This window comes from Grylomicrobium aquisgranense, assembly GCF_033971865.1.
In the GTDB taxonomy this organism is placed as follows: Bacteria; Bacillota_I; Bacilli_A; order Erysipelotrichales; family Erysipelotrichaceae; genus Bulleidia; species Bulleidia massiliensis.
In genome coordinates, this window is record NZ_JALBUR010000025.1 from 1 (window position 1) to 20,907 (window position 20,907).

Here is a 20,907-nt window from a genome sequence, read left to right on the forward strand (position 1 = left end):
TGGTCAACCCGTTGGAATACTACCTCAATAATCGTAAGTAAATACAAACGTAGCGCCGTATACGGAAAACCGTACGTACGGTGCAACGGGAGGGTCGAGCCGCTAACGCGGCTCACTCTACCCTATTGGCAACTCGTGCCACTAAAACGAGGGAGAACTCATCGGAGGAATATGAGAAAGGTATTCAGACCGCCGAAGAAAAGAGATAATGGATAGGAGGAGAGATGACAAGACTGTTGGCCAATGCATAATGAAATCCAATTCGGATAAGAATATGATTGGGCTACTCTATTTTTTGCTATTTAATCTCTCAGCCTGACAAGGACATTATTACTGGTACTGTATCCTTTTATTATTCAAACTAAAAAAGCCCTCTTCCGAGGACTTCTTTATGGTGCGGATAACAGAATTCGAATCTGCACGAGTCTCCCCACTGACACCTGAAATCAGCGCGTCTACCAGTTCCGCCATATCCGCATTGCTCCGCTATTATACGATAGCCCTGAATCAATGTCCAGTACTTTTTTCAAATTTCTTGTCAGAGATTTGTAAATCTTACTTTTGCGTTATCGGGAAAAGGCGTTGATCCTGCAGAATCTGCCGTGCTTTTTCGTCCTGTTTTTCATCATAGCCATGCATGGAATCACAATGTACAAGATATTTGTACAGATGCGGCATGGACATATCATCCAGAATCAGAAAACCGCTGTAATCCGGATGTTCCTGCAGATACTGCAGGATGAGTTCTTCCCGGGTTTTACCAATGACATCGGATGTCATGCCGGTGACTTTGACATTCTGATCCAGGCCGCCTTTGACCAGATAATCCTGGCAATAAGCAAGACCGGAATAACGCCATGAGGAAGAAATGATCAGATTGATATCATAGTCCAGACAGAGTGAGGATAATCTGTTCAGGCAGTCTTCATCTGAAAACTGGAAGGGGACATTCTGTTTGCTTAATTCAACCAGGTGTTCATATTGGGGTGAACCAGGTGGATAAAAGACATTGATGACACCGTCAAAGTCCAGGAAGGCATAAATCTTTGATCTCCCGTTTTGTCTGTTATGGGCAGCAGTTCTTTCACACTGGTGCAAGGCATGCATCAGCTTCAGGGTGTCTAGGCTTTCCATGTCAGTATATGCACCAGGCGCTGCTTTTGTTCCTGCCAGTCAAATTCTTTCATGACACCCTTGTTTTTGACAAAGCGCAGGGTGAGATCACGCGCAAACATGACGGCATTACGCAGATCCGAACCACTTGCCATTGCAGCAGCAAATGCCGCCGCACATGTATCGAGCTGTTCCTGGTTCCAGGATGCCATTTCATCCTCATCCGGTGTGCGCAGCTGCTGGCTGCCATCCTCCACATACAGGCCTTCTTTTCCGGTATAGACAATCACTGGGGCATCTGTTTCTTTCTGCAGCAATTTTGCGGCTTTGGCAATATCACTGCCTGTGCCTGCCCATGCCAGAAGATCTGCTGCCGGCAGAAATACCATCGGCTTCATGCCCAGAACCGATGCCAGAATATCTTTGTCCATCTTGTCTAAGCCAGCCGAGGCATTCAAGAAGACAGGACATTCCAGCCAGCTCAGTGTTTCCAGCATGGTGTCCGCATCCGGCCCGCTTAACAGATCATCTGCCAGCACCAGACTGTTGTAATCTTTGCTGTCTTCATAGGCCATCCAGTCTTCATCAAAACTGTATTCCGCCCCGGGCACATCCATTTCTGCCTGTCTGCCCTGATCATCAATCAGATGATAGGTGCAGCCCTGAATGTCATCACTCTCATGCATCAGCGGCAGTTGTTCTTTCTCTGCCATCTGCTTTACCGCATCGCCATAGACACCGCTGCCGGCACATGCCAGCAGTTCATAGGGCAGATGCAGGCCATTCCATACCCGGCCCATATATGTGCCTGCCCCGCCAAGACGCTGGCTTAAAGAAACAGGTTCAATATCCTCATTTCCTTTTGGCAGCTGATGAACGTGGCCGCGCAGATCACATGTCACAGCTGCCGCCGCAAGTATTTTCTTCATATGATTCCTCCGTGTTCATTATAGCAGTTTCATTCTTTCTCCAAGGTGTGCGGCTTTTCTTTCTGCGGTTTCAACGTATAATAGGACTGCAAGATCTGATGGCAAAGAGAAATCTGCGTCAGAAGAGATAGAATCCAGCAAGCAATGGCTCTTCTGCCTCTTTGGCATGCAGAAGAGCCTTTTCAGACTTGAGATGGGAGAGTAGAAATGAAACTCATGAAACGGATTTGCAGCATCGTACTGGCAGTGACGATGCTGGCTGGCTGTGGAACAGTCAGTACTGCCAAGACAACGGCAAGTGCCTCTGCCAGTGCTTCTGCTTCCGCAATTCCTGCTGAAGTAACCATCACTGACCATGCGGACCGTACGGTTACGGTGCCAACGGATCCTGAGAAAGTAGCGATCCTTGATATTTATCCGCTGCCTTCTCTGCTGACTGTGTACCTGAACAGTGCAGATTCCATTGTTGCCATGGAGCCGGTATCCATGAATGCGGCCAAGGCAGGCATTCTCAGCCAGCTGTATCCGGATATTCTCAACGTGAACACGGATATCATGAATGGTGATGATGTCAACATGGAAGCTCTTGCGGCTCTGCAGCCGGATGTTGTTTTCTACAACGCTGCCAAAAAGGATGAAGCGCAGCAGCTAGAAGATGCGGGTCTGACCGCTGTAGGCATCTCTGCTACCAAGTTCAGCTATGATGCCATCAAGACCTATCAGGAATGGATGTCTCTGCTGGATCAGATTTATCCGGATTATGCCGGCAAGCGCGGCACGCAGGCAGGCGATTATGCCAGCCAGGTCTACAATGAGGTTCAGGACAAGGTCAAGGATGTCACCGACAAGCAGAAAGTTCTGTTCCTGTACCAGTATGACGATACAGCCATGGTGACTTCTTCTTCCAAGTTCTTCGGCCAGTGGTGGTGTGATGCCGTTGGGGCCGCCAACGTTGCCCAGGATGTACCGGCAGATAATATGAATGCCAAGATCACGATGGAACAGGTCTATGAATGGAACCCGGATGTCATCATCATCACCAACTTCACCAAGACAACACCGGATGATCTGTATAACAATGCGATTGGTTCTGACGACTGGTCCAGCGTCAAGGCTGTCCAGGACAAGCGCGTCTACAAGATGCCGCTCGGCGTTTACCGCACCTATACACCTGGTATTGATACACCATTGACACTGGAATGGCTTGCCCAGGCTGTCTATCCGGATCTGTTCTCTGATGTGGATGTGGCTTCTGATGTCAAGGATTACTACAACAAGCTGTTTGGCGTGACACTGACAGACGATCAGATTTCTGCCATGTATACACCAAACCGTGACGCCGGCAGCTGGAACTGATGCTGAAACAGGACGGAAGGAAAACGTATCCGTGGATCATGGCAGCTGGTATTGTGCTGCTGGTGATCTGTACCTGCATCGCTCTTGGCACCGGTCAGTACCATGTTCCCATCAAGGATGTGATTTCCATTCTGATGGGACATGGCTCGCAGCTTGCCAATGCTGAAAAGGTGATCCTGAACCTGCGCCTGCCCAGAATCTTCTTCAGCATGCTGGCAGGGGCAGGCCTGGGGGCATCCGGTGCTGCCTTCCAGTCCCTGTTTGCCAATCCCCTTGCCACGCCTGATACATTAGGCACCGCATCCGGTGCCAGCTTCGGTGCTGCCCTGGGCATTCTGCTTGGCATGAACAGCGCCGGCATCGAAATGCTGGCGATGCTGGCAGGCATCGGAGCAGTTCTGCTTGTTTTCCTTGTCGGCCGCTCCAGAAACAATACCAGCAGCACCATGATCATGGTTGTTCTGGCAGGCCTGGTGATCTCCTCACTGTTCAATGCCATGGTATCCTTTGTCAAATACATCGCCGATCCAAACGATGTACTGCCATCGATTACCTTCTGGCTGATGGGCAGCTTCTCCGGGATCACGGTCCGCTCACTCCGGCTGCTTTCACCACTCCTTGCATCTGGAACAATTCTGCTGTTTCTGATGCGAAACCGCCTGAACACACTGTCTCTGCCGGAAGAAGAGGCAAAAAGCCTTGGGATCAATCTGCCATTGACAAGAGGACTTGTTATTCTGGCTTCAGCCGGTGTTACTGCCAGCATTGTGGCAGGATGCGGACTGATCGGCTGGGTAGGACTTTTGATCCCGCACATGTGCCGGATGCTGTTTGGCAACAACAATGCCCGCATGATTCCAGGCTCGATTGTCTTTGGGGCCTTGTTCATGCTAATCACAGATACCGTGGCACGCACACTGACTGCTGCTGAAATTCCGGTCTCGATCCTGACCAGCCTGATCGGGGCACCGCTGTTCATCTTCCTGCTGAAAAAGACAGGGGGCATTGTCTCATGAAACTGATGATCAAAGATGGCAGTTTTGCTTATGAAAAGGATCATCCGATCCTGCGGAATATTCATTTCTCTGCAGAATCAGGACAGATTGTATCGATTCTCGGCCCTAATGGTGCTGGCAAGACGACGCTGCTGAAATGCATCCTGGGATTTCTGAAATGGCAGGGAAAGGTTCTGCTGGATGACAAACCGGCAGATCAGCTGCATGCCAGGCAGTTCTGGCAGACCTTTGCCTATGTGCCGCAGGCACACAGCCAGGCGTTTCCCTATACGGTCAAAGAAACTGTTCTGCTGGGCCGCAGTATGTATCTTGGCATGTTTGCTTCACCAGGGAAAACAGATGAAGCAGAGGCAGAAAAAGCCATGGAAATGGCCGGCATTACGCATCTTGCCGGCAAATCCTGCGGACAGATCAGCGGCGGAGAACTGCAGCTGGTGCTGATTGCCAGAGCATTGGCAGCCAATCCGAAGATCCTTGTTCTGGATGAACCGGAAACCGGCCTGGATCTGAGCAATCAGCTTGTCATCATGCGGCTGCTGCAGAAGCTTGCCCATGAGAAGGGATTGCTGATCGTGTTCAATACGCACTATCCTGACCATGCTTTGTCGATCAGTGATCAGACACTGCTGCTGCATAAGGATGGCAGAGCGCTCTATGGCCCCGTGGGAGAAATCCTGACGAAGGAAAACATGGAAGAAGCTTTTGGCGTCAGGGTTGTGATCGCCCATGCATCACAGGACGGCAAAGAGTATCAGGCCATGATTCCAACCAATATCAGATGACAGCACACAGATGGGAAAAATTTCCTGTCTGTTTTTTTTCTTCAGGGAATCTGCGTCATTGCCGCCTATAGAGAAGCAGGAGGCGAATATGAACAGAAGTGAGATCAATCAGGCGTATGTAGCCAACAAGGTAAAGGATTTCAAGCGGCAGGCGGCATCCTATGACATCTGCCGGAAGTGGGTGCAGCAGCTGGAGAAAAGATATCCGTGGCTGTGCGGGGATCAGGTGCAGGATGCAGGTTATCAGCACGGAAAAGCACAGGCTGAAATCTGGCGGCAGTATATGTATCTGCGCCGGCAGATGTCCAAGGTGGAGCAGGTGCTGGATGGCATTGAGAAAAAACATGGCCTGATTGCCAGGCAGATTGTTTTTCTGCAGTATGTGGAAAGAGAAAAGCAGAAGGTGCTGTCGGAAGAATACGGCATTTGTCTGCGGACGATGCAGCGCAGTATTCATACGTGGATGGAGGATGCCTTTGCATATGAGGCAGAATGAGGCAAACAGACAGTTCCGCAAGGCAGTGCAGCGCTATCGGGATGCTGTGCAGAGAGTTCATATTCTGCAGCAGCAGAAAAAAGAAATTGCCTACCGGGCCAGCGGCGTGCATGCGGTGCGCTTTGAACGACAGGGTTTCAGAACGTATGATCCGCTGCTGTGGATTGAGAAAAATGCGGTTAATCAGCAGAAGATTTCGGAATGCATGCGGCAGATGGATACCTTTGAAAGCATGATGTCCATGATTGATGCATCCGCCGCCTGTCTGCTGTGGCAGGTGTACATCGATCATATGACATGGCAACAGGCCGCTGAAAATCTGGGCATGAGCAGGGATGCGGCCTTCCGCCGCTGTTACCGCAGCATTGTTTACCTGTTTGAACAGGGCATGCTGAAAGCAGAAGAGCTGCCAGTTGGCATTGACAGTTAAAAAGAGTAAACTTCTTTGTATCAGCACTGCTGAAATTAGAGAGGAGATCTGTTTCGTGGAAGGAAACAGGAATCATGTCAATGAAATCAATCAGTGAAAGTGCACTTGCATCTATGCGTCATGCGTACACAGAAAACGATAAGGCAAGAGTTGTCAGAAATGCCCTTGTCAAGAATGATGTCAGCACCATCAGCCGCGTCTTTGAGGCTGAAAATGCCAATCCCAATATCTTTTCCGTCGATCTGAAGACCATGCCGGTAACCAACCAGCTGCAGTCCGGACGCTGCTGGATTTTCTCTGCAATGAATGTTCTGCGTGAAAAGATCGGCCATAAGTATGACATCAAGGAGTTTGAACTGTCCCAGAACTTCATCGCTTTCTATGACAAGCTGGAAAAAGCCAACTGGTTCATGGGCTGCGTGGAGAATGAACTGGACAGTGATCTCAACAGTCCGGAACTTCGTTATCTTCTGGACTTTGCCGTGGGTGACGGCGGTCAGTGGAACATGCTTGTGTCCATTGTCAGAAAGTATGGACTCTGCCCGAAGGATGCTATGAAGGAGACGTATTCTTCTTCCCATACAAGAAATATGAATGGCATTCTCAACCAGCGTCTGCGCAGATTTGCGGCTGACGCCAGAAGGGCAGCCGCAGACGGTGACAGGGACAAGGTGAATGCCCTGCATGAACAGGCACTTTCTGAGATCTATGGCCTGCTGGCAGACTGCTTTGGCTTACCGCCGAAGGAATTCACGTTTGCTTACCGTGACAGCAAGGATGAATATCATGTCAGCTACCATGTCACGCCGCTTCAGTTCTATCAGAAGTATCTCGGCGAGGATCTGGAAGACTTCATCAGTGTGATCAATGGACCGACTGCTGACAAGCCATACCATCATGTCTATACTGTCAAGTATCTTGGCAACGTCGCAGACGGCAGCCCGGTCAGACTGCTGAATGTGCCGATGGATGAACTCAAGCAGGGCATCATCGATATGCTGGAAGACGGCCAGCCGGTATGGTTTGGCTGTGACTGCGGTAAGGATGGCGACCGTGAAAGCGGCCTCTGGGATGACAGGCAGTATGACTATGCCAATACTTTTGACATGAACCTCGACATGAGCAAGGAAGATATGCTGGACTACAGACAGAGTGCCATGAACCATGCCATGGTCATTACCGGCGTCAATCTGGATGAAAACGGCCAGCCGGACAGATGGAAGATTGAAAACTCCTGGGGTGATAAGACAGCCAACAAAGGATACTTCATTGCCAGTGATTCCTGGTTTGACAAGTATGTTTATGTGGCAGCCATTGAAAAGAAATACCTCTCCAAGGAAAATCAGGAAGCACTGAAGGAAGAACCTGTGGTTCTTTCCCCATGGGATCCATTTGGAACACTCGCTGATTAACAGCGAACCCTGCACAAAGCAGGGTTTTCTTTTTCTCTTTCTGCAGATAAAATGAAATACCGCGAGGATTGTGATATGAAAATTGGAGTTATTTCACTTGGCTGTGCCAAGAATCTGGTGGATACAGAGAATCTGCTGGGCATGCTGAAGTTTTCTCATCAGGAGATTACGACAAGCTATGAAGAGGCAGATGCCATCATCATCAATACATGCGGCTTTATTGAAAGTGCCAAGACAGAAGCCATTGATACCATTCTGGAAATGGCGGATCTCAAGCAGAGACATCTGCAGAAACTGATCGTGATGGGATGCCTTGCCAAACGCTACAAGCCGCAGCTGGAGAAGGAGCTGCCGGAAGTGGACCGTGTCATCTCCATCGATGAATATCCATCTCTGGGCTCGATTCTGACCCAGACACTCGGTGTTCCGATTGCCAATAATTACGGCCTGGTGCCCCGGGTACTGTCAGGCAAGCCATGGATGGCCTACCTGCAGATTGCGGATGGCTGTGACAACCAGTGCGCCTTCTGTGCCATTCCCGGCATCCGCGGCAGACTGCACAGCCGCCCCATGGAAGACATCCTTTCCGAGGCAGAGAGGCTTGCTGCCAATGGCGTCAAGGAGATCACCCTGGTTGCCCAGGATTGTTCCCGCTATGGCTATGACTTTGACCATCAGCTCCATCTGCCTGAGCTGTTGCAGCAGCTGGATGCCATTGAAGGCATTCACTGGATCCGCATGCTGTATCTCTACCCGGATGAAATCCCGGATCATCTGATTGAAGTCATGAAGCAGTGCCGTCACATCGTGCCATACTTCGATATTCCCAGCCAGTCCGGCTCAGACCATGTCCTGCACGCTATGCGCCGCAAGACAAGCAGACAGAAGATTCTGGATCTGACCCATGATCTGCGGGAAGCGTTCCCACATGCCATTCTGCGCACAACGCTGATCTCCGGCTTCCCGGGTGAAACGGAAGCAGATCACCAGGAGACACTGGACATGATCCGGCAGGTGCGTTTTGACCGCCTTGGCGTCTTTACGTTCTCGCAGGAAGAAAATACACCGGCTGCCCTGATGGTGGATGATGTGCCCCAGGAGGAAAAGATGCGCCGCCGCCAGGAGATTCTGGACGCACAGGAAGAAATCGGCAGGGCACTGCTGACTGAACGGATCGGCCGTACTGTAGAAGTGCTGGTGGAAAGAAAAGATCCTTTAACTGGCATGTACCTGGGACGCAGTAAAGAATTTGCCCCGGACAATGTGGATGGCACGATTCGTTTCCGCTCTGCGAAAGAATATGTGCCAGGTGCATTTGTTATGGTAAAATTAACAAGAGTAAGCGGACAGAATCTCATTGGAGAGGAAGCCGCATAATACGGGAGGAAATATCATGAAAACCTATATCGGTATTGATCTTGGAGGAACCAATGTCAGAGTTGCCAGGGTTGATGAAACTGGCAAGGTGCTGGCTCAGGTAAAGGGACCGTCCTATGGTCAGGAAGGTCCGGCCAAGGTCATGGCAAATCTGGAAGAAATGGTTCGTGAAATTCCGGACTGGAATGAAGCAGAAGGCATTGGCGTCGGTGTACCGGGCCCGGTAGATACAAAAGCCGGATCCATGGTGCTGTCCACCAACCTGCCTGGCTTTGCCGGCTATCCATTCGCAAGTGAAATGCAGAAACAGTTCGGCATGCCTGCATTCCTTGACAACGATGCCAACGTTGCCGGTCTTGCTGAAGCACTTGTTGGTGCCGGCAAAGGCTACTCGACGGTCTTCTATCTGACCATGTCCACCGGCATCGGCGGTGCCTTGATCGTCAATGGCAGGACTGTCTCTGGCAAGCATGGCTTTGGCGGTGAAGTTGCCAACATCATCATTGACCGCGACCGTGAGAAGGTAAACTACCTCAATGCCGGTGCGGTTGAAAATGAATGCTCCGGTACAGCCATCACACGCAAAGGCAGAGCTGTCTTTGGCAGCGATGCCATTCCGCATGCTGGTGCTGTGTTTGATCTGGCTGCCAGCGGCAATGAGAAGGCACAGGAAATTGTGAAGACCATGGAAGAAGACATGGGTCAGTTCTTTGCGACGGTCGGCTGTGTCTGTGACCCGGATATCTATGTCCTGGGCGGCGGCATGATGAAGAGTGCTGACAAGTTCCTGCCGGGCATCATTGAGAACTACAAGAAGTTCTCTCATGAAGCACTGCGTGATACACCGTTTGTGATTTCCAAGCTGGATGAGCCTGGCATCATCGGTGCTGCGATGCTGCCAAAATCCGCAGGTTTATAATTCTTGATGCGATGATTGATGCAGCAGTCCCATGCAGGACTGCTGTTTTCATTTTTGTGGCATATACATCTGTGTGTTACAATAGCCGACGGGATTGACATGAATATTTACCATATTTCTGATGTAAAAAAATATGCCCGCTGTCCGCACCTCTTCCTGCGTGACCGGCAGGAAAGAGACCAGCCAGGTGCTGCGAAGACGGCATTCATTCCTTTTGTGCGCCTGGATATGCAGGTCAGCGATATCGCTGCCAGAAAACTCGGCATCCATGAAGAGAAAGCTTTTATCGGACAGAAGGGAGACGATCCCTCTCTGGCACTTGCGGCCATGAAAGATCATGACTGGCTGATCAAGGCAAGATTTGTCTATGACCGCCTGCGGGTCAAAGCACCATTTCTGCACCGGAATGGGGATGGCTGGGATCTGTACTTTGTTTACACAGGCCTGTATCCCATGGCAGATGATATGCTGTTCTATACAGCCATGGTCTGGGTATTGGAACATAACAACATTTCACTCAGGCAGATGTATGTCATCCATCTGAATCCTGACTATGTCCGCCATGGAGATCTGGATCCTGACAAACTGTTTATCATCAGTGACTGCTTTTATAATATCAGCCACAATCCAACCAAACCGGTTAAAGAACAGATTTACGCCCATGCGCGGGATCTGAAACCATTGCTGGATGGCATGGATGCCTGCACCTTTCAAACAGCGGGCGCTCCGGTACATACTTCCAAATGCAATGGCAGAACCAAGTGCCGCTACTATGACATCTGCTTTCCGCATGAAAAAGAAATTCCTGATCATTCAATCCTGACTTTGTCAGCTGCCAGGTATAAATACGACATGGAAAAAGAAGGCAGGATAAGGCTGCGTGATGCGGATGTGGAACGGATTGAAGGCACCCGTATGCAGTATGCCCAGATTCTTGCCGACAAGAACGGCGGTCTGTTTGTTGACAAGGCAGCCCTTTCCACATGGCTGTCACGCATCCATACACCCATTACATACCTTGACTTTGAATGGGAGCGTTTTGCCATTCCGCCCTATGAAGGCATGCGTCCTTATGATGTGCTGCCCTTTGAATACAGTGTCCATGTGCAGGATACCGATGGCAGTATCCGCCACAATGTCTTTCTTGGCATCCATGATGACAGAAAAGCGATGGTGGAGGGACTGCTGCAGGATATCCCACAGGAGGGAACCGTGCTTGCCTACAATGCGGATGCCGCAGAAAAGATCCGCCTGCAGGAACTTGCCCATGACTTTCCGCAATACGCAGACAGACTGCTGGACATTGCCGCAAGACTGGAAGATCTGCAGCTGCCATTTGTGACGGGAACGGTCTATGATGTGCGCATGGGCGGCCAGTGGTCTTTGAAAAAGATCATGGCTATGATGAACGATAAGAGCTACAACGATCTGGCAATCAATCAGGGCATGGAAGCTGTATCCCAATGGCGCCATCTGGATCATGAGGAACATGGTGCCAATGACCAGGACATCATTGACGGCCTGAAGAAATACTGCGGCATGGATTCCTATGCCATGATTGTGGTCTATAACTGGCTGAAAAAAATTGTGAAAGAAGGATAGACAATTTCTGAAAATTGACGGCGGCAATGCAGGCATACTCTTTCCAAGAAAAGGCATGGCGGCTATAATAAAAGCAGAGAGGGAAATATCAAGATCATCATTAAAAGCCATGCGCACCGCTATACGTCAATAGACAGGAGGTGTCATATATGCGGTTTGAAATTATTGGTAAGAATGTTTCGGTAACCCCGGCGATGAGGGAACAGATCGAGAAGAAGCTTTCGACACTCGATAAGTATCTTCTGATTGATCCCAACACAATTGCAAGAGTCGTTGCAAGGGTGTATCCGAAGGGACAGAAAGTTGAGGTAACCATCCCGACAAAGGTTGGTATTCTGCGTACAGAAGTTGTGGATGATGACTTCTATGCAGCGGTTGACAGAGCAATTGACAAGCTGGAAGATCAGATCAGAAGGCAGAAGACGCGTCTGTCCAGACGCCACAAGGAAAACCTTGCTGTTGCGTTTGCCCAGGAGGATGAACAGAACGAAGAGCAGCAGGAAGTACTCGTCAAGACAAAGGCTATCACAGCGGATGAAATGGATCTGGATGATGCGATTCTGCAGATGGAACTGTCCAACCATGATTTCTACATCTACACAGATGAGGAAACCGGCAAGATTTCCGTTGCCTACCGCCGCAATGATGGCAAGTATGGCCTCATTGAGGTAGATAACAGCAAATGAGTTTTTTCAGGAAGACGCATGCGTCTTCCTTTTTCTATGCCTTCTGGAAGTGGCAAAAGATGCTGCTCCAGAGATGGCGGAAGCTCTTTCTCTTTGCAAAAGCACGCTGATATCATCCCCTCAGGAGGTTATCAATGATGAATAGGGAAAACAATGGGGCATATCAAAACGGAGACGGCCATGGGTGAGAAAAAGCGGAAACCGGAGGCGGAAATCATGATGGCGTATCTTGCCCGCAATTACCGCCGTTCTCTGATGCGGCTTGATCTTTGCCGCATGGAAGGCATCAGTGAAAGCAGGCTGATCTATGAAGCGGATCATTCCTATGTCTGTCTGATTGAGCGTGCCCTGGCAGACTGCTCACCATCCACCCGGCAGATCATCAACGAGGAGTTTCTGCACAAGAAGGATAAAGACTGGTATCTTGGCTACTGGAGCAGAACGACATTCTACCGGAAACGGAAGGAGGCAATCGGCGAATTCCTGCATTGCCTTCATATTTGACGAGTGTTAATATTCTTGTATGGTATGGTCCATGTCACAACAGACCGCGTTGACAGAATTACTGATGCCATACAATCAGACAGACACTGCTGTTCATCCCGATACTACGTTTGCAGAACTGGGGATGGACAACTGCGATATGGTTGATTTCCTGCTTGATACAGAAGCAGAGTATGACATTATCATTCCGAATGGGGCGATGTTTTCCTGCACATGCGTGCAGGATGTGATGGATCTGATTGACCGATGCCTGAAGGAGGAGAAATCAAATGCTTAAAGGAATTGCTGCGTCGCAGGGAATTGCCGTTGCAAAAGCCTACAAATTGGTACAGCCGGTGCTGGATATTCAGAAGAAGGATGCAGATCCGGAAGAAGAACTGAAGAAGCTGGATGCGGCCTTCAAGAAGACCGTTGCAGACATTGAGCATATCAAGGAAGTTGCCAGCAAGCATCTCAAGGAAGAGGAACTTGCCATCTTTGATGCCCATCTGATGATGGCAAACGATCCGGATTTCCGTTCCATGATTGAAGACGAAATCAAGAACAACAAGGAAAATGCCGAGTTTGCTGCAAAGACGGTTTCCGATAACATGGTTGCCATGTTTGAAGCCATGGATGATGAGTACATGAAGGGCAGAGCTGCTGATATCAAGGATGTTTCCTTCCGTCTGCAGTGCAACCTGGCCGGCAAGGAGATCCCGAACCTGTCTACACTGGATCAGCCGGTCATCATCGTTGCTGAAGATCTGACCCCGAGTGATACCGGTTCTTTGAACAAGGAATTTGCCAAGGGCTTCGCTACTGAAGTGGGCGGCCGTACAAGCCACTCTGCCATCATGGCAAGATCTCTGGAAATTCCGGCAGTTGTCGGTGTCAAGGGCATTCTGGATTCCGTTCAGGATGGCGACACGATCATCCTGGATGCGTTAAAGGGTGAAGTCATTGTCAATCCGAGTGAGGATGTCATCGCTGCTTACAAGCAGAAGGCTGAAGATTTCCGCAGGGAAAAGGAAGCTCTGAAAGCCATGAAGGACAAGCCGTCTGTTTCCACCGATGGCCGCAAGGTTCTGCTGGTTGGCAACATTGGATCCCCGGCTGATGTAGAAGGTGTTCTCAACAATGGCGGCGAAGGCGTCGGTCTGTTCAGAACAGAATTCCTCTATATGAAGAGTGAAAACGACTTCCCGGATGAAGATACACAGTTTGCTGCATACAAGCAGGTTCTGGAAGGCATGAACGGCAAGCCGGTTGTGATCCGTACACTGGATATCGGCGGCGATAAGAAGCTGAAGTATTATACATTCCCGGCTGAAATGAATCCGTTCCTCGGTGTGCGTGCCATTCGTTTCTGCCTGCAGAGAAAGGACATCTTCCGCACCCAGCTGCGCGCACTGCTCAGAGCCAGTGCCTTCGGTCATCTGTGCATCATGTTCCCGATGATTGCGACTGTCAATGAATTCAAGGAAGCAAGAGCACTCTATGACGAAGAAAGAGCAAAGCTCATCAATGAAGGCGTCAAGGTCGGCGATGATGTTGAAGTCGGCTGCATGATCGAGATCCCGGCTGCAGCGGTTCTGGCTGACCAACTGGCCAAGTATGCTGATTTCTTCTCCATCGGCACAAACGACCTGATCCAGTACTCCATGGCTGCTGACCGTATGAGCCAGGCTGTCTCCTATCTGTACCAGCCGCTCAACCCGTCCATCCTGCGTCTTGTCAAGAACACCATCGACGGTGCCCACAAGCATGGCAAGTGGTGTGGTATGTGCGGTGAGATGGCAGGCGATGAGATCGCTGCACCGGTACTGCTTGGCCTAGGTCTGGATGAGTTCTCTATGAGTGCTACATCTATCCTGCGGGCAAGAAAGATGATCAACGCTCTCAGCTATGAAGAAATGAAGAAGATGGCTGCCCAGGCAGTAGAGCTGGATACCGCAGAAGAAGTAGAAGCACTTGTCAAGAAGACCATTGGTGCATAATTAAACAATGTGTTCAAAGACCACACTGGAAACGGTGTGGTTTTTTGATGTTAGAAAAGAAAAAAGTTTCTGAAACTGTATTGACACGTTGTCGTACAGTGTTACAATCTTTCAAAACTGAATACTGCAACAGCAGGATAGAGGCGCAGTCGGAATGAGTAGGCTGGCACAAAGCGGTATGCGCAATACCGGGTGTCTGACTGAAAGGAAAGACTGCCGAAGACAGAGCGGCGCACTCTGATCTGGGCATACAGAGAACATCTGCATGACTGTCGCGTAAGCGGAGAACTATCGGATTGTAGTCCCTTCAAGTGGGAGAATGCGATGAATACCGGCTTGCGTTACTGCAAACCGGCATTTTTTATCCTCATTTGCAGCTTCGGCCAAAGGAGGATATCACGCATGAAAGAAACAGTATTCCGCGGTGCAGCCACCGCCATGATCACCCCGATGAGGGAAGACGGAAGTGTCGACTATGAAGCTATGGGCAGACTGATTGACTGGCAGATTGAACAGGGGATTGATGCACTGTTAATTGCCGGTACAAGCGGTGAAGGCTCCACGCTTTCTGATGAAGAACACAGAGAAGTACTCCAGTTTGCGGTAAATCAGGCAAGAGGCAGAGTTCCGATGATTGCCGGTACAGGTTCCAATGACACCGCCTATGCCTGCGATCTGACAAAGTATGCCTGCCAGATTGGCTATGATGCCTGCCTGGTGGTGACGCCTTACTACAACAAGACAACCCAGCGGGGCCTCATCAGGATGTACAAGACCATCGCCGATGCCTCCACAAAGCCATTGATTCTCTACAATGTGCCAAGCCGCACCGGTATTTCTCTTGCCCCTGCAACCGTCGCAGAGCTTTCCAGCTATCCGCACATTGATGCCATCAAGGAAGCTTCCGGCAATATCTCAGCCATTGCAGATATCGCTGCCTCCGTTACAGAAGGCTTCACGATCTACTCCGGCAATGATGACCAGATCATCCCGATCCTGAGCCTGGGCGGCCAGGGCGTCATTTCTGTCCTGTCCAACCTGCTGCCAAAGGAAACTTCTGCTATGGTGCATGCCTATCTGGAAGGCAATATCGAACAGGCAAGAAAGATGCAGCTGCAGTATCTGCCGCTCATCCATGCCCTGTTCTGCGAGACCAATCCGATCCCCGTCAAGGCTGCTATGGCACTGATGGGCTATGGCACCAATACCCTGCGCCTGCCGCTTGTAACAATGGAGACAGAACACGAAGCCCAGCTGAGAGCAAGAATGCAGGAGGTGGGCCTGTTATGAGAATGATTGTCAGCGGTGCAGCTGGCAGGATGGGACAGATTCTCATACAGCAGCTTGCCCAGGAAGGGGAAGAACTTGTGGCAGCCGTATCACGAAGCTATCCGGATGATGTCAGCGCGCATCAATATGCCAGCTTTGCCGGCATGAAAGAAACTGGCGATGTTGTGATTGACTTTTCCCATCATTCCACTGTACAGGATTTTCTGCCCTGGTGCATTGCCCATCACGTACCGGCAGTAATTGCCACAACCGGCCATACGGCAAGCGAAAAAGCAATGATTGTGGATGCAGCCAGGCAGATTTCCATCTTCTTTACTGGCAATACAAGTGTTGGGATCGCATTGTTAGCCAATATGGTCCGTGATGCCGTAAAGATGTTTCCGGATGCGGATGTAGAAATCGTGGAGATTCACCACCATGACAAGCAGGATGTACCATCCGGCACTGCTTTGATGCTGGCGGATGCCGTCAAAGAAGTACGACCGGATGCCTGGTACAACATCGGCAGGCATGAAAATGGAAAGCGCGATCCCCATGAGATCGGCATTCACAGTCTGCGGATTGGCAATGAAACCGGCACCCATGAAGTGCATATCCGCAATGGAGAAGAAGAACTTGTGTTATGCCATCATGCCTATGACCGCCGTCTGTTTGCCAAAGGCGCCCTGCAGGCTGCCAGATTCCTGGTTTCACAAAATGCCGGCCTGTATACGATGAAGGAGATGTTAGCAGGATGAATACAGAAGAAGTGATCCGCTTCATATCAGAAGCGAAGAAGAAAACACCGGTGCAGCTCTTTGTGAAAGAGAAAAATCCGATCGATTATGGCAATGCCAGAGTATATGGCGATACAGACAAGGTAGTTTTTGGCGACTGGGAAGAGCTGAAACCAATCCTGGAAGCGAACAAAGACAATATCCTTTCTCTGGAAGTGCTGGAAGACCGCCGGAATTCCGCGGTGCCATTACTGCAGGTCAGAGATCTGCATGCCCGGATTGAACCGGGGGCATTGATCCGTGATCATGTGGAAATCGGTGAAAATGCGGTCATCATGATGGGGGCAGTCATCAATATCGGGGCTGTTATCGGGTCTGGCACCATGATCGATATGAATGCCGTAGTCGGGGGCAGAGCCATTGTTGGCAGACAGTGCCATATTGGAGCCGGCGCCGTACTGGCAGGGGTGATTGAACCAGCCAGTGCCAAGCCGGTTACCATCCATGACCATGTGCTGGTTGGTGCCAATGCAGTTGTCATTGAAGGTGTGGAAGTCGGAGAAAATGCGGTTGTAGCAGCTGGTGCGGTTGTGATTGATGATGTACCGGCCAATGCCGTTGTGGCAGGCTGCCCGGCAAAGATCGTCAAGATGCGCGATGCCAAAACAGACAGTGCCACTGCACTGCAGGAAAGCCTGCGCAATCTATGAGCCTGACCTTCAATGCGAGACTCCATGATGTCGGCACCAGCCGCATCCGTGCCTTCAATACCCTGGCAAAACAGACACCGGGCTGTATCTCACTGACCATTGGAGAACCGGACTTTGATACACCAGAACCCATTTGTGATGCAGTGATTCATTCACTGCAAAACAAGGAGACACACTACTGTCCCAATGCCGGCAGTGATGAACTTCGTGCAAAAGCGGCATCTTTTGAAAACGGCCGCCGCCATACCAGATATACAAAGGAAAATGTATGCATCACCATCGGTGCCTCCGAAGCCCTGTTTTCCTCTTTGTATACAATTCTGAACCCTGGTGATGAAGTCATCATTCCACTGCCTGCCTATCCAGCCTATGTCAATCTGGTCCATCTGTGCGGGGCAGTGCCAGTCTTTCTGGATCTGTCCACAGCAGATTTCCAGATGCACAAAGAAATGCTTGAAAACGTCATCAGTGACAAAACAAAAGCAATCATCCTCAACTCACCCAACAATCCAACCGGCACCATCCTGAATGCAGAAAGCATCCAGGCAGTGCATGATGTGATGAAGACGCATCCCATGTATGCCTTGATCGATGCTGTCTATGAGCAGCTCAGTTTCCTTGACGAAGTGCCTTGCTTATTGTCATATCCTGACATTCTGGATCAGTGCATCCTTGTACAGAGCTTCTCCAAGCCCTATGCCATGACCGGCTGGCGGATGGGGTATGTCTGTGCCAGTGAGGACTTCATCAATGCGTTCATGAAAGTGCATATCTATGCCATCAGCTGCCCGCCATCCCTGTTCCAGAAGGCTTGTATGACGGCACTGGACTATGATCCTGCCCAAATGAAGGAAGCATATCACAGAAGAAGTATGTTTCTATACAAGTCACTGCTCGATATGCAGCTGCCGGTACCAGAACCTCAGGGAGCCTTTTACGTCTTTCCATGTATCCGTGAATTCGGCATGGATGATGAAACTTTCTGCAAAGAAATGATTCAAAAGGCAGGCGTTGCAGCCGTGCCGGGCAGTGCCTTTGGCATGCCTGGCAGTATCCGTCTGTCCAGCTGCGTCAATGAAGAAAAGCTTCAGGAAGCCATGCGCCGCATGAAGCTGTTTGTAACACAATTGCGGGAGAATACACATGCATGACTGGAAGAAAGAAGCAGAAGACCTGCTGCCAATGATGATCGATCTGCGCCGGCAGTTCCATGCCCATCCGGAACTTGGCAATCACGAACAGGAAACGGATCAAAGAATCGAACGTATTCTGGATGATCTGGACATTCCTCACACAAGAATCTGCGGTACCGGCATCACTGGCACCATTGGCGCCGGCAAGCCATGTGTACTGCTGCGTGCAGACATTGATGCACTGCCCATCAAGGAAGAAACACAGCTTCCCTATGCCTCATGTCATGAGGGCATCATGCATGCCTGCGGCCATGATCTGCATATGGCAGCTCTGCTTGGTGCACTGGCTATCCTGAAGAAACATGAAGACTGGTATACAGGCTCTGTGCGCTTTGTGTTTCAGCCGGATGAAGAGGGTGACGGCGGTGCACAAAGGATGATCCAGGCAGGTGTACTGGATGGTGTATCTGCGGTGTTTGGACTGCATTGTGATCCAACGCTTCCGGCAGGCACAATCGGTTATAAACCAGGCGGCTTTTATGCCGCTGCGGCTACCTTTGATGTCACCGTCAATGGACAGGGATGCCATGGTGCCCAGCCGGAAAAGGGCACGGACAGCCTGTATGCGGCTGCCAGAATGTGCTGTGCGCTCAAGGAGATGACACAAGGCGAAGGAGAAAACCGCCAGGTCGTCACCATTGGCAGCCTGCATGGCGGCAATGTGCGCAATGTCATTCCTTCCTCCACGTCTTTTGCCGGCATCATCCGTGTCTGCAGCACGGCAAAAAGAAAACAGCTCATGCAGGAAGCACAGCAGAAGATCCAGAATATCGCCAGTGCATTATCCGTACAGGCAGAGATTCATATGCATGAAGGATATCCCGGCGTGGTTAACAGTCTCAAAGAAACACAGCTTGTTCAAAAGACTGCTGAGACACTGCTTGGCAAAGAGCACTGCATCCAGGAAGAAGCGGTCATGACAACGGAAGACTTTGGCTATTATCTGCTAGAAAGACCGGGCTCCTTCTATCATTTTGGCACCGGCATCGGACCGGGACTGCACAGTCCGCTGTTCTGCCCGGATGAAAATTGTCTTGCCATCGGGGCAATGATGCACGCTGCCATTGTGGAAGCGTATGGAAAGGAACAGAAACAATGATTGTATGTAAATTCGGCGGCACTTCCTGCTGCTCGGGAAGCCAGCTGAAAAAAGTAAAGGACATTCTGCTTGCCAATCCGGAAAGAAGATATGTGATTGTCTCTGCTCCCGGCAAACGGTTTGATGGCGATCAGAAAGTCACAGATCTTCTCTATCAGCTGGACAAAGACCGCCACACTGCCTCCATTCTGGCAAAGATCCAGCAGCGGTACGCCGACATCATCCGTGATGCCGGCATCACCTTCGATCTGGATCATGAGTTTGAAGTGATCCAGAATCAGCTGGATACCGGCAGCACCGCCTGGCTTGTCAGCCGGGGTGAATACCTGAATGCAAAGATCTTTGCGGCCTACATGAACTGGCCGTTTCTGGAAGCTGCGGACATGATCTTCTTTGACGAGAATCATCATCTGATTGAGCCGCTGACATACCGTTTCATGAAGAAGGAGATGCTCGCCCATGCCAATGGTGTGATCCCGGGCTTCTACGGCAGTGATGAAGCGGGAAATATTGCTGTCTTTCCACGGGGTGGATCAGATGTCAGCGGTGCCCTGGCTGCCAGAGCCGTACAGGCAGATGCCTATGAGAACTGGACGGATGTGGATGGCATTCTGACAGCCGATCCCCATCTTGTGCCAGAGGCAAAGCCCATCAATACGATTTCCTATCAGGAACTGCGTGAGCTTTCCTATATGGGTGCAGGCATGCTGCAGGAAGAAGCTGTCTTTCCATGCCGCAATGCCGGCATTCCTATTAACCTGCGCAATACCAACCATCCAAACGTACAGGGAACATGGATTGTCTCAGAGACGAAACAGCGGACAGAAGCCCATCAGCCGATTACTGGCATTGCCGGTAAAAAAGGCTTCTCGAACATCCAGATCGAGAAAGCCATGATGAATACACAGATTGGTTTTGGTGCCAAAGCTCTGTCAATCCTGGCAGAACATGGTGTTTCCTTTGAACATAACCCGACATCAATTGACACGATGTCCATTCTGGTACCAACGGCAGATCTGAAAGACTGCCGCAAAGCACTGCTGGCAGATCTGCAGGCACAGCTGTCACCAGACAATCTCTTCATTGAAGATGGCATTGCCCTGATTGCTGTGGTTGGCGAAGGCATCATCCGGCATGTCGGCTTTGCCGCAAGGCTGTTTGGCCTGGTGGCAGAGGCAGGCATCAATGTCCGCATGATTGATGTTGGGTTCAGTGAAATGAATGTGATCATCGGCGTCAATGAAGAAGACTTTGAAAAGACGATCAGGGTCATTCATCAAGGTTTGGTGGCAAAATAA

The 20,907-nt window shown here is 50.3% G+C and carries 21 protein-coding genes, 1 tRNA gene and 1 riboswitch; of the genes, 19 read left to right on the forward strand and 3 right to left on the reverse strand.

Going from position 1 to position 20,907, the window contains the following annotated elements; translation table 11 throughout:
• Positions 1 to 392: 392 nt before the first annotated feature.
• The 3 genes from MOZ60_RS08750 to MOZ60_RS08760 form a co-directional block, all read right to left on the reverse strand.
• Positions 393 to 477 (reverse strand) — tRNA-Leu (locus MOZ60_RS08750).
• Positions 478 to 555: 78 nt separating this feature from the next.
• Positions 556 to 1,134, reverse strand: a complete 579-nt coding sequence (locus MOZ60_RS08755; RefSeq protein WP_370596391.1) for an HAD domain-containing protein — start codon at positions 1,132 to 1,134, stop codon at positions 556 to 558.
• Positions 1,122 to 2,042, reverse strand: coding sequence for a PfkB family carbohydrate kinase (locus MOZ60_RS08760; RefSeq protein WP_370596392.1), 921 nt, complete (start codon positions 2,040 to 2,042; stop codon positions 1,122 to 1,124). The genes MOZ60_RS08755 and MOZ60_RS08760 overlap by 13 nt, the downstream gene beginning before the upstream one ends.
• 207 nt (positions 2,043 to 2,249) lie before the next feature.
• Between MOZ60_RS08760 and MOZ60_RS08765 the strand changes: the two genes are divergently transcribed.
• From MOZ60_RS08765 to MOZ60_RS08855, 19 genes are all read left to right on the forward strand, one after another.
• A complete protein-coding gene (locus tag MOZ60_RS08765; protein WP_370596393.1) occupies positions 2,250 to 3,398 on the forward strand; it encodes an ABC transporter substrate-binding protein in 1,149 nt (382 codons plus the stop codon).
• Positions 3,398 to 4,414, forward strand: coding sequence for a FecCD family ABC transporter permease (locus MOZ60_RS08770; RefSeq protein WP_370596394.1), 1,017 nt, complete (start codon positions 3,398 to 3,400; stop codon positions 4,412 to 4,414). Before MOZ60_RS08765 ends, MOZ60_RS08770 begins: the two co-directional genes overlap by 1 nt.
• The gene (locus MOZ60_RS08775) at positions 4,411 to 5,196 is read left to right on the forward strand and encodes an ABC transporter ATP-binding protein (protein ID WP_277634603.1); all 786 of its coding nucleotides are present in this window, start codon (positions 4,411 to 4,413) and stop codon (positions 5,194 to 5,196) included. The genes MOZ60_RS08770 and MOZ60_RS08775 overlap by 4 nt, the downstream gene beginning before the upstream one ends.
• An 88-nt stretch (positions 5,197 to 5,284) precedes the next feature.
• Positions 5,285 to 5,692, forward strand: coding sequence for a hypothetical protein (locus MOZ60_RS08780; protein WP_108774118.1), 408 nt, complete (start codon positions 5,285 to 5,287; stop codon positions 5,690 to 5,692).
• Positions 5,679 to 6,122 (forward strand): hypothetical protein, encoded by a 444-nt coding sequence (locus tag MOZ60_RS08785; protein ID WP_370596395.1) that lies wholly within the window; start codon positions 5,679 to 5,681, stop codon positions 6,120 to 6,122. Before MOZ60_RS08780 ends, MOZ60_RS08785 begins: the two co-directional genes overlap by 14 nt.
• A 74-nt stretch (positions 6,123 to 6,196) precedes the next feature.
• On the forward strand, positions 6,197 to 7,534 hold the full coding sequence (locus MOZ60_RS08790; protein ID WP_370596396.1) for a C1 family peptidase: 1,338 nt from the start codon (positions 6,197 to 6,199) through the stop codon (positions 7,532 to 7,534).
• A gap of 75 nt (positions 7,535 to 7,609) precedes the next feature.
• A complete protein-coding gene (gene rimO, locus MOZ60_RS08795; RefSeq protein ID WP_370596397.1) occupies positions 7,610 to 8,911 on the forward strand; it encodes a 30S ribosomal protein S12 methylthiotransferase RimO in 1,302 nt (433 codons plus the stop codon).
• A 16-nt stretch (positions 8,912 to 8,927) separates the two neighbouring features.
• Positions 8,928 to 9,830, forward strand: a complete 903-nt coding sequence (locus tag MOZ60_RS08800; RefSeq protein ID WP_370596398.1) for an ROK family protein — start codon at positions 8,928 to 8,930, stop codon at positions 9,828 to 9,830.
• Positions 9,831 to 9,929: 99 nt separating this feature from the next.
• Complete coding sequence (locus tag MOZ60_RS08805) at positions 9,930 to 11,432, forward strand: DUF2779 domain-containing protein (protein ID WP_370596399.1); 1,503 nt, start codon at positions 9,930 to 9,932, stop codon at positions 11,430 to 11,432.
• A 149-nt stretch (positions 11,433 to 11,581) separates the two neighbouring features.
• Positions 11,582 to 12,118 (forward strand): ribosome hibernation-promoting factor, HPF/YfiA family, encoded by a 537-nt coding sequence (hpf, locus tag MOZ60_RS08810; RefSeq protein WP_108774112.1) that lies wholly within the window; start codon positions 11,582 to 11,584, stop codon positions 12,116 to 12,118.
• Between the two features lie 180 nt (positions 12,119 to 12,298).
• Entirely contained in the window at positions 12,299 to 12,622 is a 324-nt protein-coding gene (locus MOZ60_RS08815) for an MG284/MPN403 family protein (protein WP_277634597.1), read from the forward strand.
• 49 nt (positions 12,623 to 12,671) lie between these two features.
• Positions 12,672 to 12,899, forward strand: a complete 228-nt coding sequence (locus tag MOZ60_RS08820; protein ID WP_370596400.1) for an acyl carrier protein — start codon at positions 12,672 to 12,674, stop codon at positions 12,897 to 12,899.
• Positions 12,892 to 14,601, forward strand: coding sequence for a phosphoenolpyruvate--protein phosphotransferase (gene ptsP / locus MOZ60_RS08825; protein ID WP_370596401.1), 1,710 nt, complete (start codon positions 12,892 to 12,894; stop codon positions 14,599 to 14,601). Before MOZ60_RS08820 ends, ptsP begins: the two co-directional genes overlap by 8 nt.
• A 130-nt stretch (positions 14,602 to 14,731) precedes the next feature.
• Positions 14,732 to 14,900: riboswitch (Lysine riboswitch) on the forward strand.
• A 103-nt stretch (positions 14,901 to 15,003) separates the two neighbouring features.
• The gene (gene dapA, locus MOZ60_RS08830; protein ID WP_370596402.1) at positions 15,004 to 15,891 is read left to right on the forward strand and encodes a 4-hydroxy-tetrahydrodipicolinate synthase; all 888 of its coding nucleotides are present in this window, start codon (positions 15,004 to 15,006) and stop codon (positions 15,889 to 15,891) included.
• Positions 15,888 to 16,628, forward strand: coding sequence for a 4-hydroxy-tetrahydrodipicolinate reductase (dapB, locus tag MOZ60_RS08835; protein ID WP_370596403.1), 741 nt, complete (start codon positions 15,888 to 15,890; stop codon positions 16,626 to 16,628). Before dapA ends, dapB begins: the two co-directional genes overlap by 4 nt.
• Complete coding sequence (dapD, locus tag MOZ60_RS08840; RefSeq protein WP_108774106.1) at positions 16,625 to 17,317, forward strand: 2,3,4,5-tetrahydropyridine-2,6-dicarboxylate N-acetyltransferase; 693 nt, start codon at positions 16,625 to 16,627, stop codon at positions 17,315 to 17,317. The genes dapB and dapD overlap by 4 nt, the downstream gene beginning before the upstream one ends.
• Positions 17,314 to 18,468, forward strand: a complete 1,155-nt coding sequence (locus tag MOZ60_RS08845) for a pyridoxal phosphate-dependent aminotransferase (RefSeq protein WP_370596404.1) — start codon at positions 17,314 to 17,316, stop codon at positions 18,466 to 18,468. The genes dapD and MOZ60_RS08845 overlap by 4 nt, the downstream gene beginning before the upstream one ends.
• Complete coding sequence (locus MOZ60_RS08850; protein WP_370596405.1) at positions 18,461 to 19,609, forward strand: M20 metallopeptidase family protein; 1,149 nt, start codon at positions 18,461 to 18,463, stop codon at positions 19,607 to 19,609. The genes MOZ60_RS08845 and MOZ60_RS08850 overlap by 8 nt, the downstream gene beginning before the upstream one ends.
• Positions 19,606 to 20,907, forward strand: a complete 1,302-nt coding sequence (locus MOZ60_RS08855; RefSeq protein WP_370596406.1) for an aspartate kinase — start codon at positions 19,606 to 19,608, stop codon at positions 20,905 to 20,907. The genes MOZ60_RS08850 and MOZ60_RS08855 overlap by 4 nt, the downstream gene beginning before the upstream one ends.

Excerpts from the sequence above, each read along its gene's own strand:
- rimO (WP_370596397.1), top strand. The coding sequence starts at position 7,610 with ATGAAAATTGGAGTTATTTCACTTGGCTGTGCCAAGAATCTGGTGGAT.
- dapA (WP_370596402.1), top strand. The coding sequence starts at position 15,004 with ATGAAAGAAACAGTATTCCGCGGTGCAGCCACCGCCATGATCACCCCG.
- MOZ60_RS08760 (WP_370596392.1), bottom strand. The coding sequence starts at position 2,042 with ATGAAGAAAATACTTGCGGCGGCAGCTGTGACATGTGATCTGCGCGGC.
- ptsP (WP_370596401.1), top strand. The coding sequence starts at position 12,892 with ATGCTTAAAGGAATTGCTGCGTCGCAGGGAATTGCCGTTGCAAAAGCC.
- MOZ60_RS08855 (WP_370596406.1), top strand. The coding sequence starts at position 19,606 with ATGATTGTATGTAAATTCGGCGGCACTTCCTGCTGCTCGGGAAGCCAG.
- MOZ60_RS08790 (WP_370596396.1), top strand. The coding sequence starts at position 6,197 with ATGTCAATGAAATCAATCAGTGAAAGTGCACTTGCATCTATGCGTCAT.
- dapD (WP_108774106.1), top strand. The coding sequence starts at position 16,625 with ATGAATACAGAAGAAGTGATCCGCTTCATATCAGAAGCGAAGAAGAAA.
- MOZ60_RS08785 (WP_370596395.1), top strand. The coding sequence starts at position 5,679 with ATGAGGCAGAATGAGGCAAACAGACAGTTCCGCAAGGCAGTGCAGCGC.
- MOZ60_RS08770 (WP_370596394.1), top strand. The coding sequence starts at position 3,398 with ATGCTGAAACAGGACGGAAGGAAAACGTATCCGTGGATCATGGCAGCT.
- MOZ60_RS08780 (WP_108774118.1), top strand. The coding sequence starts at position 5,285 with ATGAACAGAAGTGAGATCAATCAGGCGTATGTAGCCAACAAGGTAAAG.
- dapB (WP_370596403.1), top strand. The coding sequence starts at position 15,888 with ATGAGAATGATTGTCAGCGGTGCAGCTGGCAGGATGGGACAGATTCTC.
- MOZ60_RS08755 (WP_370596391.1), bottom strand. The coding sequence starts at position 1,134 with ATGGAAAGCCTAGACACCCTGAAGCTGATGCATGCCTTGCACCAGTGT.
- MOZ60_RS08800 (WP_370596398.1), top strand. The coding sequence starts at position 8,928 with ATGAAAACCTATATCGGTATTGATCTTGGAGGAACCAATGTCAGAGTT.
- MOZ60_RS08765 (WP_370596393.1), top strand. The coding sequence starts at position 2,250 with ATGAAACTCATGAAACGGATTTGCAGCATCGTACTGGCAGTGACGATG.
- MOZ60_RS08805 (WP_370596399.1), top strand. The coding sequence starts at position 9,930 with ATGAATATTTACCATATTTCTGATGTAAAAAAATATGCCCGCTGTCCG.
- MOZ60_RS08845 (WP_370596404.1), top strand. The coding sequence starts at position 17,314 with ATGAGCCTGACCTTCAATGCGAGACTCCATGATGTCGGCACCAGCCGC.
- MOZ60_RS08775 (WP_277634603.1), top strand. The coding sequence starts at position 4,411 with ATGAAACTGATGATCAAAGATGGCAGTTTTGCTTATGAAAAGGATCAT.
- hpf (WP_108774112.1), top strand. The coding sequence starts at position 11,582 with ATGCGGTTTGAAATTATTGGTAAGAATGTTTCGGTAACCCCGGCGATG.
- MOZ60_RS08815 (WP_277634597.1), top strand. The coding sequence starts at position 12,299 with ATGGGTGAGAAAAAGCGGAAACCGGAGGCGGAAATCATGATGGCGTAT.
- MOZ60_RS08850 (WP_370596405.1), top strand. The coding sequence starts at position 18,461 with ATGCATGACTGGAAGAAAGAAGCAGAAGACCTGCTGCCAATGATGATC.